Genomic DNA, 13,988 nt, shown 5'->3' on the forward strand with positions numbered 1-13,988 from the left:
ACAATAACTTATTTATTTCAACACAGATAATCTGTACTATACTGTTATACAAATTCACAAAAATACGACTAATACAGAAAACAACATCTATTTATTAAAAAACAAAAAAAGTTCTGATCGATTTGATCAAAACTTTTTTTGTTTTTGTTGCCTTACGCTTTTGAATTTTGTCTATTTGCTTGTTCTTGTGGGTTTGTTCCAGTAATAAAAAAGGATAATACTAGTCCAATAATAGTTAAGCCTGTTGCTACATAAAATGCCACATTAACGCCATGAATCAAATCACTTGTTGCATTACTAATTTGCGAAGTAGTCATAACAGTTACTAAAATCGCGGTTCCAATTGAACCAGCAACTTGTCTTAATGTATTGTTCATTGCCGTCCCATGCGCAATTAAATGTACAGGCAATTGGTTTAATCCAGCAGTTGTAACTGGCATCATAACCATAGACATTCCAAACATACGGATACCAAATACGACAGTTAAGAAAACCAGTGAAGTATCTGCTGATAGATTAGTAAACAAGAAGGTAGTCACTGTCATCACTGATAAACCGATAATCGCCAAGTACCTCGCACCAATTTTATCAAAAATCCTTCCGGTTACAGGCGACATTAATCCCATTAAAATCGCTCCTGGCATAATCATAAGTCCAGACTCTAAAGCAGAGAAATCAGCATATTGTTGCATATAAATAGGTAGAATTGTTTCTGAACCAATTAACCCCATAAACACAATCATACCGATTACGGTTCCAATGGTGAACATTTTAGATTTCAGCACGCGAAACTCTAAAATCGGTTGCTTTAGTTGGAATTGACGGCGAATAAATAGGATTAGCGCAACAATACCAACCACTATTGAAATTAACACTTGTGGCGCTAACCAGTTCCCGTCTCCGTTTCCTGCACTACTAAAACCAAACAGTAAACCGCCAAATCCTAACGTAGAAAGTATAATAGATAAAATATCTAATTTCGGGAACGTCCGCTCTGTCACATTTTTCATAAAAATATACACTAAAATAATATCAACTATAATAATTGGTAAAATAATGAAAAACATGGTTCGCCACGGATATGTCTCTACAATCCAACCAGATAGTGTTGGACCAATTGCAGGTGCGAAAGAGATTACTAATCCGACCGTTCCCATAGCTGTCCCCCGTTTGTCAATTGGAAATATTGTTAAAAATACAGTCATCATTAACGGCATCATAATTCCTGCACCCGCAGCTTGAACAACTCTTCCTACCATTAGTAAAGGAAATGTTGGCGCAATCCCGCATATTAGTGTTCCTAATGCAAAGATGAATAATGCACTCAGTACAAGTCTTCTTGTCGTAAATGTCTCTATTAAAAATGCTGTTATCGGAATCATTACCCCGTTAACTAGCATAAAGATCGTGGTTAGCCATTGGGCAATATTTTCACTGATCTGAAAGTCTTCCATCACGTGTGGTGTCGCTGTAGCAAATAAGGTTTGATTTAAAATAGAAACAAATCCACCAGCTAACAGGACAAGTACAATTGGCGTTCGGTTAAAATTTTGAATATTTTCATCTGTCATCTTGCCACCCCTTTGTTGTTAACTACTCCCTAATCTGTTTTAATAATTTATCTATTATATTGAGTTCATTCCCTTCACCTAATTGTTTTTGCAAAAATAAATATAATGATTGTAATAAGTACATTCTAGGGGATTTCTCCAGTAATTCTTGTTCAAAAAGTTGAATGGTCTCTTTTAGTACTTGATAGGTTCCATCGGTTACATCTACTTTTTTAGCTATTGTTGTTTTTAACTTATTTAGCTGCTGGATTAATTTTTCTTCTGTCGTCCCCTGTTGTTTTTCTTGAGCAAAAACATAATGAGACATGTGTTGTTCTTGAATAACTGGTTGTTGATCCTTTCTTGTCTCAATAACAGCATCCATACTACTTACAATAAACGTAGCTACTTCACTAGAGGAAAGTGTCTTTTTCCCTTCAATAATAAAGGAAACATATTCTTTTAGTATGCCTTGAAATACCATAACCATATCCCAAATAATGGGTTTAATTGGTTCGCCGTACACTTTTAATAACATTTCTCGATGCCAGTCCAACAATTCTGCACGTACTTGTTGAAGCATAGGCTGTAGATGTTTATTTCTTTCTAATAGTAGCGATTTAGTTATAAGATTAAAGTAATTTTTATTGCCTAATATCCCTTCAAATTCAACTTCAATGGTTTTTTTCAATTTTTCCTTTGGTGTGAGTAACTGGTCAATAGCAATGTGTTTGGCTCGTTCCACCATATTTTCATGATTTTCCATAAAAACGTCGACAAGTAGTGTTTCTTTTGACTCAAAATATTTATATAGTAACCCTTTTGATACACCGGCTTGGTCAGCTATTTCTTGCATGGAGGTTTCATGATAACCCCGATTAGCAAAGAGCTTAATCGTCACTTGCATCACCTTTGCTTTTCGATCTTCCATGCTTTTCCTCCTTTCACTTATACCGGTGTGACTATGCGGTCATTTTTATACTCATTAGTTTAATTCCAACGTACATTATAGGCATGAATTAAAAGGATTGTCAATTTAAGCACATTCACTTCTTAATAATTGCTTCATATACATAACTAGATACTATATTAAGGGGGCTACTATCATGTCTAAAACGCAAGAATTTCCAACCTCTTTTCCATCCCAGCACCAACCTGTACAACCCGGTATTGAATCTTTAATGGTGCCACGCCCAATAATTGAATCTTCTTCCTATAAAGGCGCTAGGAAATTAACAGATAAAGTAGCGATTGTTACCGGTGGGGACAGCGGTATTGGCGCGGCTGTGTCGATTGCTTTTGCAAAAGAAGGTGCAGATGTTGTGATTCCATATTACAGTAGTTATGAAAATGAGGATGCGTTCCGAACAAAAGAACGAATTGAATCATTCGGAAGCAACTGTATGTTATTGACTGGTGATTTAAAATCTGAACAGAACTGCAAGCAAGTAATTAATGAAACAATTAATCATTTTGGCAAATTAAATATTTTAGTTAATAATCATGGCGTTCAATTCCCTCAAGATCATATTAGTGATATTTCAACAGAACAGTTGTTACTTACTTTTCAGACAAATATTCTTTCTTATTTCTTTTTAACTAAAGCAGCCATACCTTATCTAACAAAAGGAGATGCGATTATTAATACAGCTTCGATCGTAACGTATGAAGGAAATGACAAGCTACTGGACTACACCGCAACGAAGGGAGCAGTAGTTGGTTTCACAAGGGCTCTCTCCCAACAATTAGCTTCTGACGATATTCGCGTAAATGCAGTAGCACCAGGTCCGATTTGGACACCGCTTATCCCGAGTAGTTTTTCAGCAGAATATATTGAAGCAACATTTGGTAAAACCATTCCATTTAAACGAGCAGGTCAACCGGTTGAATTGGCTCCTGCTTATGTCTACTTAGCAAGCTCAGATTCATCTTATGTTTCTGGTCAGGTCATACATGTAAATGGCGGTGCCATGGTAAGTTCTTAGTAGATAGCCGTTTTACTTTACTTTGCCTGTAAAAGTTGCCATTATAGATACTGGAGGTGGATCAAATATGCAAAACTTTGTATTTCAAAATCCAACAAAATTAATTTTTGGCAAAGGAACGATTGAACAATTACAACAGGAAATACCACAATACGGTAAAAATATATTGTTAGTCTATGGTGGCGGTAGTATTAAACGAAACGGTTTATACGACCAAGTAATGAACCAACTACAAGCGTTTGACGCTAATGTATTTGAATTATCAGGCGTTGAACCTAATCCACGTGTAACGACAGCACGCAAAGGAATTGAAATTTGCAAATCTGAAAACATTGATTTCATTCTAGCGGTCGGTGGCGGTAGTACAATTGACTGTACGAAAGCAATTGCTGCTGGTGCAAAATCAGAGCATGATATTTGGGATATCGTAACGAAGAAGGCGCAAGCTGAGGATGCACTTCCATTCGGAACTGTCCTGACACTTGCGGCAACTGGTTCTGAAATGAACGCAGGTTCTGTTATTACAAACTGGGAAACAAAAGAAAAGCATGGTTGGGGTAGTCCACATACTTTCCCTCGTTTTTCTGTTTTAGATCCGGTTAATACATTCTCTGTACCGAGAGATCAGACCATCTATGGCATGGTAGATATGATGTCTCATGCGCTTGAGCATTATTTCCACCCAGAGAAAAATACACTCTTACAAGATCGAATGATCGAAGGCTTACTACGCACTGTCATCGAAACAGCGCCAAAACTTCTAGAAGATCTAGAAAATTATGAACACCGTGCTACTATTCTATACAGCGGAACAATGGCTCTTAATGGTATGCTTAGCATGGGATATGCTGGAGATTGGGCAACACACAATCTTGAACATGCGGTATCAGCTGTCCATGACATTCCACATGGCGGCGGATTGGCTATTCTATTCCCTCATTGGATGGAACATACATTAGACACAGATGTTGCACGTTTCAAACAACTTGCTGTTCGTGTATTTGATATTGACGCGGAAGGTAAATCAGATAAAGAAGTTGCACTTGAGGGTATTCACGCATTACGCGATTTCTGGAACAGCATTGGTGCACCATCTCGTCTAGCTGATTATGATATTAATGAAGACAGTGTAGAAGAAATGGCCGATAAAACGGTTATTGCAAGACCTCAATTCGGGAATTTCAAATCTTTAACAAGAGATGACGCTGTTTCTATTTATCAAGCAAGCTTATAAATAATACATGAAAAAGACGCTGGGACATAACTAAATCAAAAGAACTAGCATCCGAACATTCTAAATAAAGCATAGGCAACATACGTAGACGCCTGTGGGAAAAGCGCGAGCCGAAGATCCACTGTGCGAAGTGGCTAGAAGTTAGACTAAACCCGTCACGTCCTGTGTGTCCGAGGCCGCGCCCACGGAAAGCGAAGTATTTTGTCGAAGCGTTATGTGTGCGGCAGACTTTAATGTTCGAATATTTCTTGTTCAGTTACTTTTTTGTCCCGCCCTTTTTCGGTCAACAAAATAGGAAATGGTTTTATTCGTTGCGTATAATTCTCTATTTTCTTCTTATATTATATGTAGAAATAATCAGGAGGTATAACTAAATGGATAACCAAAAAATGAAAGAAACGGTACTGAAAATACTCGAAGATCATCAAATCGGAACACTTGCTACGGTTGAAAATAATAAACCTTATTCCCGCTATATGACTTTTTTTAATGAAGCATATACCTTATACACTGCAACAAACAAGGAAACCCATAAAGTAGAAGATATAGAAGAAAACCCAAATGTCCACATTTTAATTGGCTACACATTTGATGGTATTGGGGATGAATTTCTTGAAATTGAAGGTAAAGCTGAAATCCACGATGAAGAAGCAATGAAACATAAATTATGGAATGATCATCTAAAATCTTGGTTCTCTGGTCCAGATGATCCTAACTATATTGTTTTGAAAATTACACCAGTTGAAATTCGTATAAGAAACACCAAAGATAAAAACGTACATCGTCTAGATTTTAGTAATTAAGGCAACAAGGTGAAAAACAATAATTTTTTACTTCCTCATGACAAGCTATTTTACATTTAGTTCACTTGGTGAAAAACAATTTCCCAAGTGAACTCTCTGTATAAACGATAATCTGTCCTATCTATTAGCTATACTATCAACTGATTTTACAATGATAATTTATAAAACGAATGCTACCCTCCCCCTTTCCGCTAAGTCTATTTACTTCCATACGATTGAAGCATTTCTGATAAAGCAATATTACATATCCACCAATTAAACCCATAGATTGAATAGCTACAGACCTAATTCGCGATTGCAATTTTTGCTTCGTTTCCCTTGTAAGCGTTTTATTTGTGAATAATTTCACAAAGACGTCACAAATCTAGTATTTTGTAAACGCTAACAGGTGATATGATGTAATCAGAAAGACAGGAGGGGTGATAAAAAGTGATTTTGAAACATTGGAAAGATTTTAGTACAGATGCTGAATTATATTCCCAAGAAAATTTTGAACGACAAGTTGGCGACACCTTTGAAGCCATGCATGTGGAAGAAAATCAGGATATACCGAATTACATCTGGACAAAACAATACGTTATCATCATCAAGCCAAATACCCGGATGATAAAGGATGTAGCTTTTGTCAAAGTACCCCGTAACCCAGTTAAATAGTTGGTTATTATTTTGAGTTATTATGCTCAATACTTCACATAAAATTAGGAGGGATTTTAAATGGTAACAAAAGTAGAAAAGAAACAAGAGAGTACCGTTGCTGAACGCATTGACACATTGGTAAAAAACGCACAAACCGCATTGAGTGAAATGAGAAAATTGGATCAAGAGCAAATTGACAACATCGTAAAAGAAATGGCTTTAGCTGGTTTGGATCAACACATGCCACTAGCAAAACTAGCTGTAGAAGAAACAGGTCGAGGTGTTTATGAAGATAAAATTATTAAAAACATCTTCGCTACTGAATATGTTTATCATAATGTGAAATATGATAAAACAATTGGCGTCATTAGTGAAAACGAACAAGATGGTATGGTTGAAATTGCAGAACCGATTGGTGTTATTGCTGGGGTAACTCCGGTTACAAACCCAACATCAACTACTTTGTTTAAATCAATTATATCTATAAAAACTGGTAACCCTATTATCTTTGCTTTCCACCCATCAGCACAAAAATGTAGCTCACAAGCTGCGAAAGTGGTTTATGATGCAGCAGTAAAAGCTGGAGCACCAAAAAATTGTATTCAATTTATTGAAAAACCATCTATTGAAGCAACACAAAGTTTAATGAAACATGATGGTGTAGCAACTATCTTAGCAACTGGTGGTCCTGGAATGGTTAAATCCGCATACAGCTCTGGTAAACCTGCTTTAGGTGTAGGTGCTGGTAATGTTCCTTGCTATATTGAAAAAACAGTAGAAGTAAAACGCGCTGTTAATGATGTTATTTTATCAAAAACATTTGATAATGGTATGATTTGTGCATCTGAACAAGCAATTATTGTAGATAAAGAAATTTATAATGAAGTGAAACAAGAAATGATTGATAATAACGTATATTTCTTAAGTGCTGCTGAAAAAGCAAAAGTAGAAAAACTAGTTATTAATGAAGAAACTTGTGCAGTTAACCCTAAAATTGTTGGTATGAAACCAGTAAAAATAGCTGAAATGGCAGGCGTAAAAGTACCAGAAGATACAAAAATTTTAGTAGCTGAATTAACAGGTGTCGGTCCAAATCACCCACTATCTCGTGAAAAACTTAGCCCAGTTCTTGCTGCATATAAAGTAAACAGTAGTGAAGAAGGAATTAAACGTGCGGAAGAAATGCTTGAATTTGGTGGATTAGGACACTCAGCAGTCATTCATTCAAACAATCAAGAAGTAATCGATGCATTTGGTGCAAAAATGAAAGCAGGTCGTGTTATCGTAAATGCTCCTTCTTCTCAAGGTGCAATCGGTGATATCTATAATGCCTACATGCCATCTCTAACACTTGGTTGCGGTTCTTATGGTGGCAACTCTGTATCAACCAACGTAGGTGCAGTTCACTTAATCAACGTGAAAAAAATGGCTAAAAGGAATGTTAATATGCAATGGTTCAAAGTTCCACCAAAAGTTTATTTCGAAAAAAATTCAGTACAATATCTTGCAAAAATGCCTAAGATCTCAAAAGCATTTATCGTTACTGATCCTATGATGGTGAAATTAGGATATGTTGATAAAGTACTTTATAACTTACGTAGACGTCCTGATTATGTTCACTGTGAAATTTTCTCTGACGTAGAACCTGATCCATCTAAAGACACTGTTATGCGTGGTGCAGCTGCGATGGATGCATTTCAACCAGATGTTATTATTGCACTTGGTGGTGGATCTGCAATGGATGCAGCCAAAGGAATGTGGTTATTCCACGAACACCCAGATACAGACTTTAATGGCTTAAAACAAAAATTCTTAGATATTCGTAAACGTGTATACAAATATCCTGAATTAGGTCAACGTGCACAATTTGTTGCTATTCCTACAACATCTGGTACTGGTTCTGAGGTTACATCATTCTCTGTTATTACAGATAAAGAAAACAATGTAAAATACCCATTAGCTGATTATGAATTAACACCAGACGTAGCGATTATTGATCCACAATTCGTAATGACTGTACCAAAAACGGTAACAGCAGATACTGGTATGGACGTATTAACACACGCAATTGAAGCCTATGTTTCTAACATGGCTAACGATTATACAGATGGTCTTGCAATCAAAGCAATTCAACTTGTATTTGAATACTTACCACAAGCTTATCATGATGGAAGTAATGAATTAGCAAGAGAAAAAATGCACAACGCTTCTACCATTGCAGGTATGGCATTTGCGAATGCATTCTTAGGTATTAACCATAGTCTTGCACACAAATTAGGGGCAGAATTCCATATTGCACACGGCCGTGCTAATGCTATTCTAATGCCACACGTTATTCGCTACAATGCGAAAAAACCAACGAAATTTGTGTCATTCCCTAAATATAAATACTTTATTGCTGACAAACGTTATGCAGAAATTGCTAAAGTATTGGGATTACCAGCAAGTACAACAGAAGAAGGTGTAGAAAGCTTAGTTCAAGCGATCTACAATTTGGCTAAAGAATTAAACATCCCTATGAGCATTGCTGAAAACGGCGTAGACAAAAAAGACTTTGAAGCTAGAGTTGATTACCTTGCTGATCGTGCATTTGAAGATCAATGTACAACAGCAAACCCTAAACTTCCTTTAGTAACAGAGTTAGCTGAAGTTTACCGCAACGCTTTTAAAGGATAAGTTAACACTTGATTAAGCAGAATGGCGCTCCTCATCCTAATCAGATGGGGAGCGCCATCTTTTTTTGTTTATATTAATAATTGAGTGTTATTTTTTATAAATCTCGTGCGTTTCATCCCGCGATTTTTTTATTATCAATTTTTATAGACCGTGTGCGATTACCCTTCTTCCTAACTTGAGAAAATGTAAAACCTCCCCCATCCCTCAAGTATGTTTCACTATTTAAAATGGTTCTCTGTCAAATGTGGTGGTGTCATTTTCACTCCATCATCTCTTTTATTACACTTACATTATTAATCATACTTGTACCGGAACCGCAGGGGAAATATACTCGCTTTCCTCGGGCACACAGGACGTGAGTCAGTTAGACGTTGTCACAGGACGTGACGGTTTTCGTCTAACTTCTAGCCGCTTAGCCAAGTGGAACTTCGGCTCGTGGGACTGCGATTACTCGTCCCATCGAAAACATTTGCTGTTCCCGTAGGAGTCTCGCATATTTCCTCTGCTAAGGTACACGCTTCTTATCTCTTGAGGCCCCAGTATCTTCTTTTTCAATCGCTCAAAACGCTTAATGCCCTAAGATATGCATTTGGTCACTTTTATTGTGTTGTTCACCCCCTCAATATATCCATTATTAAAGAGGGGTTGCGTGTATTTTTTTCTTCGAGGGAAGCTTTGAGAAATCAAGGGATACCACCACATTTAGTATAGAACCTTTAAAATTCACGTTGATTATATAAGTGAATGCTTATATAATTATAACTATATTTAAAAGGAGGTCATTTCTATGCAAACAACTACTATAAAAATAGATAGTGCAGCTATTGTTTTAAAATTGTTAGGCGACAAAACACGCCTAACAATGGTGAAACTACTAGAAACACATAATTGTTGTGTTTGTGAATTTGTTGAAATTTTTCAAGCAAGTCAACCTTCGATTAGTCAACACTTACGCAAGCTCAGAGATGTTGGCTTAGTAAATGAGCAACGACGAGGACAGTGGATTTTCTATTCCATTAATACAGAGCATGCATTCTTCCCTTTTCTAAAAGAAGTATTAAAACAAGTACCAAAGCAAGATTACAGAATTAAATATCTGGAAGAAAACGGAACACGCATTACGTGTTGCTAATTGGAGGTATTGCAATTGTCTACATCAGTTATCTTAGCTTTACTTATTTTTTTGATTACACTAGTACTCGTTATTTGGCAGCCAAAAGGTTTATCCATTGGTTGGTCCGCTTGCGGCGGTGCCATCTTGGCTTTGCTTGTGGGTGTGGTTGATTTTCATGATGTCATAGAAGTTACAGGAATTGTTTGGAATGCTACATTAGCATTTGTCGCTATTATACTTATTTCTTTAATATTAGATGAGATCGGATTTTTTGAATGGGCAGCGCTACATATGGCGCGGGCTGCTAAAGGACATGGCATGAAGATGTTCATTTATGTAAGTGTATTAGGTGCAGTGGTTGCTGCTTTTTTTGCAAACGATGGTGCCGCGTTAATCTTAACACCAATTGTTCTCGCTATGGTTCGTCATTTGAATTTTAAAGAAAAAATGGTCTTCCCATTTATTATCGCCAGTGGTTTTATTGCGGACACGACGTCGTTACCATTAGTGGTCAGTAATTTAGTGAATATCGTATCAGCAGATTATTTTACTATTAGCTTTGTTGAATATGCTTCACGCATGATTGTACCTAACCTATTTTCTCTTAGCGCCACCATCCTTGTGTTATTCATATATTTTAGAAAAAGTATTCCTAGAAGCTATGATTATACACAACTTAAACAACCATCAGAAGCCATCAAAGATAATAAAATGTTTCGCTTATCTTGGTACGTCTTAGCACTGTTGCTAATTGGTTACTTTGTTAGTGAATTTATTCAGCTTCCCGTGTCAGTTGTTGCTGGGATCATCGCTATCTGCTTCTTAATTATGGGGAAAAAAAGTACAGCCGTGGATACAAAATCGGTAATAAAAGGCGCACCTTGGGCAATTGTATTTTTCTCTATTGGTATGTATGTCGTAGTCTTTGGTTTACGAAATGCGGGTCTCACTGATTTATTAGCAACTGTCATTCAAGCAAGTGCAGAACAAGGATTATTTATTGGTACCATTTCAATGGGATTTATCGCAGCAGTTTTATCTTCAATCATGAACAATATGCCTACCGTTATGATTGATGCCATTGCAATTGATGCAACGAACACATCAGGAATTATTAAAGAAGCGCTTATTTATGCAAATGTGATTGGCTCAGATCTGGGACCAAAAATTACACCAATCGGATCACTAGCTACCCTGTTGTGGTTACATGTTTTATCACAAAAAGGGATAAAACTTTCTTGGGGCACTTACTTTAAGACAGGAATTATATTAACTATACCAATTTTGTTTCTTACACTTGTCGGTTTATATCTCACATTGCGCTTTTTATAAGTCGATTATTTTTAAAAATTAGCAAAATACTACTACTAATCACCCATGTACGGAGGTATTTATATGAAAATCATTATTATTGGTTCTGTTGCAGCCGGAACATCAGTTGCAGCAAAAGCTAGAAGGAATAATGAAGATGCTGAAATTACGATTTATAATGCCGATTATGACATCTCCTATTCCATCTGTGGAATCCCCTACTTTCTAGGGGGCGAAGTGGACGAGCTGGAACAACTAACCCCAAGAGATGCGGCATGGTTTAAGAAACGTTATAACGTCGACATCTATACCCGTCACGAAGTAGTAGCGATTGATTCTAATACGAAAACAATACAAGTTAACAACTTAGAAACGGAGGAAACAAAAGAAGATCACTATGATACCTTAGTATTTGCAACTGGCGCGACGCCTATCTCACCAGCAATTAAAGGAATCGATCAAAAGCATGTTTTCCAAGTTCGTAACATCCAGAACACAGCTGCGATTCATCAGTTTATGACAACAAACCAACCGAAAAAAGTAACGATTATTGGTGCAGGTTTTATCGGTTTAGAGATGGCAGAGCAATTAGCACATAAAGGTTTAGACGTTACGATTGTGCAACGAGGGAAGCAAATTATGTCTCATCTAGATAAAGATATGGCATTTCGTGTCGAAAAACATCTTAGGAAAAATAATATTCATCTTCTCTTACATGAAACAGCTGCTAACATCACAGCAACCTCCGTTGATCTCGAAAGTGGAAAAAGCATTGATACAGATATGGTAATCTTAGCAACCGGGGTAAAACCAAATACTAAACTAGCACAAACGGCTGGGGTCAAACTAGGTAAGACTGGAGGTATCGCAGTTAACACAAAAATGCAAACCAACATAACCGACATTTATGCGGTTGGTGATGTTGCGGAAAGCTTTTCATTCATCACCAATCAACCAATCTATCGCCCATTAGGTTCGACCGCAAATAAAATGGGACGGATTGCTGGTGATATCATTACTGGTGGTAGTTTGGAACACCGTGGCATCTTAGGTACTGGTATTTTACGTGTGTTTGATTTAGCTGTAGGTTATACCGGATTAAATGAACAAGAAGCAATAGCTGAAGGCTTTGACATTGAAGTGTTGCACAATATTAAACCAGGAAATGCAGCTTATTTGGGCGGGAAAGAAATGGTGATTAAAGCCATTGCTGACCGAAAAACAAGTCATCTTCTGGGCGTCCAAATTATTGGGGAAACGGGAGTCGATAAACGATTGGATGTATTTGTTACAGCTATCTCTTTAAAGGCAAAAGCAGAAGACCTATTCCATTTAGACCTGGCTTATGCGCCACCTTTTAGTACAACAAAAGACCCCGTCATGTATACGGGGATGGCTTTACAAAATGCCATTGATAAAAAGAACAAATTAATTACCCCTGGTGAATTACTCGATCGGATTAATCATGGGGAAGCATTCCAGATTATTGATACACGGGCACCAAAACAGTATGACGTAGCCAACGTAGCTGGTGCGATTAACATTCCATTAGCACAATTACGTGAAAAAGCAACTGAGTTAGACCATAATCTACCGACAGTAACGTATTGTAATAAAGGTGTAACCGGAAACGCGGCGCAAAATGTTTTACTCAATATGGGATTTAAAGAAGTCTTTAACCTTTCAGGTGGAAACAAAAATTATCAATCATACATCAAGCATAATTAAAAAATTACCAAGCGTGAAAAGATACAAGCTATTCTTTTCACGCTTTTTTCGTTAACACAAGGAAGAAGAACTTATATGAAAAGCAGGAGTATTCCATTAAATAAACGAATGAATAATTAAGGAGGGAGTCGCTTATGACGATTTTTAACGAAACAACATTACAAGGAAAACATGTGCTAATCACTGGTGCAACAGGTGGTATTGGTTATCAAACAGCTATTACAGTTGCGGAAATGGGAGCTAAAGTAACCATAACCGGTAGACAAGAGGAAAAGTTGAAGCAGTTAGAACAAGTGTTAAAAGAAAAAAACACACAAACTGAAGTATTTAGCTATGTAGCAGATCTTGCTGAACCGACTGAACAACAAGCACTAATCGAACAGGCCCAGTTAACGTTTGGGCCCATCACCCATTTAGTTAATTCTGCCGGTGCATTTGCTGACGACAAAGTCGAAGATCTAACACAAGCACAACTAGAGCATACGATGTATCTTAATTACACCATTCCAATCTTATTAACCCAACAAGTGTTTCCAGCAATGAAAAAAATGAATACTGGTGCTATTGTAAATGTTTCTTCTTTATCTGGCTTGCGCGGTACGTTTGGTGGGACGGCATATTGCGGATCTAAATTTGCCTTAATTGGTTTCACTCAATCATTTGCGTTGGAAGCAATCCAGTATGGTGTACGTGTAAATGCGGTTTGCCCTGGCTTTGTGGAGACAGAGATGGCCTATACCGCTATGAGGAAAAAAGGTATGCGTGCTAATCGATCTTTTGAAGAACAATATGAAGTTTCTCGTCAGGGATTACCTTCAGGTCATATCACTACACCAAAAGAAGTGGCTAATACCATTGTGTTCTTACTCACGGATGCAGCAAAGAACATCGTTGGTGAATCGGTCAAAATTTCTGGTGGAGCTGTGATGCGCTAACAAAAAAGAAAATAAG

General features: G+C 37.1%; 11 protein-coding genes and 1 pseudogene. 9 read left to right on the forward strand and 3 right to left on the reverse strand.

The features are described from left to right. Window positions 1–152 precede the first annotated feature (152 nt). Window positions 153–1,571, reverse strand: a complete 1,419-nt coding sequence (locus DES48_RS06650; RefSeq protein WP_079707841.1) for an MDR family MFS transporter — start codon at window positions 1,569–1,571, stop codon at window positions 153–155. A gap of 22 nt (window positions 1,572–1,593) precedes the next feature. After that, window positions 1,594–2,481, reverse strand: coding sequence for a TetR/AcrR family transcriptional regulator (locus DES48_RS06655; protein ID WP_113867918.1), 888 nt, complete (start codon window positions 2,479–2,481; stop codon window positions 1,594–1,596). A 175-nt stretch (window positions 2,482–2,656) separates the two neighbouring features. On the opposite strand from DES48_RS06655, the gene DES48_RS06660 reads away from it, so the two are divergent. From DES48_RS06660 to adhE, 5 genes are all read left to right on the forward strand, one after another. Continuing rightward, complete coding sequence (locus DES48_RS06660) at window positions 2,657–3,535, forward strand: SDR family oxidoreductase (protein ID WP_113867920.1); 879 nt, start codon at window positions 2,657–2,659, stop codon at window positions 3,533–3,535. A gap of 67 nt (window positions 3,536–3,602) precedes the next feature. Further along, the gene (locus DES48_RS06665) at window positions 3,603–4,769 is read left to right on the forward strand and encodes an iron-containing alcohol dehydrogenase (RefSeq protein ID WP_113867922.1); all 1,167 of its coding nucleotides are present in this window, start codon (window positions 3,603–3,605) and stop codon (window positions 4,767–4,769) included. A 374-nt stretch (window positions 4,770–5,143) separates the two neighbouring features. Beyond that, a complete protein-coding gene (locus DES48_RS06670; RefSeq protein WP_113867924.1) occupies window positions 5,144–5,572 on the forward strand; it encodes a pyridoxamine 5'-phosphate oxidase family protein in 429 nt (142 codons plus the stop codon). A gap of 429 nt (window positions 5,573–6,001) precedes the next feature. Beyond that, window positions 6,002–6,226, forward strand: coding sequence for a hypothetical protein (locus DES48_RS06675; RefSeq protein ID WP_113867926.1), 225 nt, complete (start codon window positions 6,002–6,004; stop codon window positions 6,224–6,226). 60 nt (window positions 6,227–6,286) lie between these two features. Beyond that, complete coding sequence (gene adhE, locus DES48_RS06680; protein ID WP_113867927.1) at window positions 6,287–8,884, forward strand: bifunctional acetaldehyde-CoA/alcohol dehydrogenase; 2,598 nt, start codon at window positions 6,287–6,289, stop codon at window positions 8,882–8,884. Between the two features lie 447 nt (window positions 8,885–9,331). Here the strand turns inward: adhE and DES48_RS16575 are convergent. After that, window positions 9,332–9,523 (reverse strand): annotated as a pseudogene (locus DES48_RS16575) (transposase); the annotation flags it as partial. 148 nt (window positions 9,524–9,671) lie between these two features. On the opposite strand from DES48_RS16575, the gene DES48_RS06685 reads away from it, so the two are divergent. The 4 genes from DES48_RS06685 (at window position 9,672) to DES48_RS06700 (ending at window position 13,972) form a co-directional block, all read left to right on the forward strand. Then, the gene (locus tag DES48_RS06685) at window positions 9,672–10,016 is read left to right on the forward strand and encodes an ArsR/SmtB family transcription factor (protein WP_113867929.1); all 345 of its coding nucleotides are present in this window, start codon (window positions 9,672–9,674) and stop codon (window positions 10,014–10,016) included. Between the two features lie 15 nt (window positions 10,017–10,031). After that, entirely contained in the window at window positions 10,032–11,330 is a 1,299-nt protein-coding gene (locus tag DES48_RS06690) for an arsenic transporter (RefSeq protein WP_113867931.1), read from the forward strand. Window positions 11,331–11,393: 63 nt separating this feature from the next. Further along, window positions 11,394–13,037, forward strand: coding sequence for an FAD-dependent oxidoreductase (locus DES48_RS06695; protein WP_113867933.1), 1,644 nt, complete (start codon window positions 11,394–11,396; stop codon window positions 13,035–13,037). A gap of 134 nt (window positions 13,038–13,171) precedes the next feature. Beyond that, window positions 13,172–13,972 carry an SDR family NAD(P)-dependent oxidoreductase gene (locus DES48_RS06700; RefSeq protein ID WP_113867936.1) on the forward strand — a complete coding sequence of 267 codons (801 nt, stop codon included), beginning with the start codon at window positions 13,172–13,174 and terminating at the stop codon, window positions 13,970–13,972. The last annotated feature ends 16 nt before the right edge of the window (window positions 13,973–13,988 follow it).

Origin of the sequence: Paraliobacillus ryukyuensis, assembly GCF_003315295.1 — a bacterium.
Classification (GTDB): Bacteria; Bacillota; Bacilli; order Bacillales; family Amphibacillaceae; genus Paraliobacillus; species Paraliobacillus ryukyuensis.

Excerpts from the sequence above, each read along its gene's own strand:
- DES48_RS06650 (WP_079707841.1), bottom strand. The coding sequence starts at position 1,571 with ATGACAGATGAAAATATTCAAAATTTTAACCGAACGCCAATTGTACTT.
- DES48_RS06655 (WP_113867918.1), bottom strand. The coding sequence starts at position 2,481 with ATGGAAGATCGAAAAGCAAAGGTGATGCAAGTGACGATTAAGCTCTTT.
- DES48_RS06660 (WP_113867920.1), top strand. The coding sequence starts at position 2,657 with ATGTCTAAAACGCAAGAATTTCCAACCTCTTTTCCATCCCAGCACCAA.
- DES48_RS06665 (WP_113867922.1), top strand. The coding sequence starts at position 3,603 with ATGCAAAACTTTGTATTTCAAAATCCAACAAAATTAATTTTTGGCAAA.
- DES48_RS06670 (WP_113867924.1), top strand. The coding sequence starts at position 5,144 with ATGGATAACCAAAAAATGAAAGAAACGGTACTGAAAATACTCGAAGAT.
- adhE (WP_113867927.1), top strand. The coding sequence starts at position 6,287 with ATGGTAACAAAAGTAGAAAAGAAACAAGAGAGTACCGTTGCTGAACGC.
- DES48_RS06685 (WP_113867929.1), top strand. The coding sequence starts at position 9,672 with ATGCAAACAACTACTATAAAAATAGATAGTGCAGCTATTGTTTTAAAA.
- DES48_RS06695 (WP_113867933.1), top strand. The coding sequence starts at position 11,394 with ATGAAAATCATTATTATTGGTTCTGTTGCAGCCGGAACATCAGTTGCA.
- DES48_RS06700 (WP_113867936.1), top strand. The coding sequence starts at position 13,172 with ATGACGATTTTTAACGAAACAACATTACAAGGAAAACATGTGCTAATC.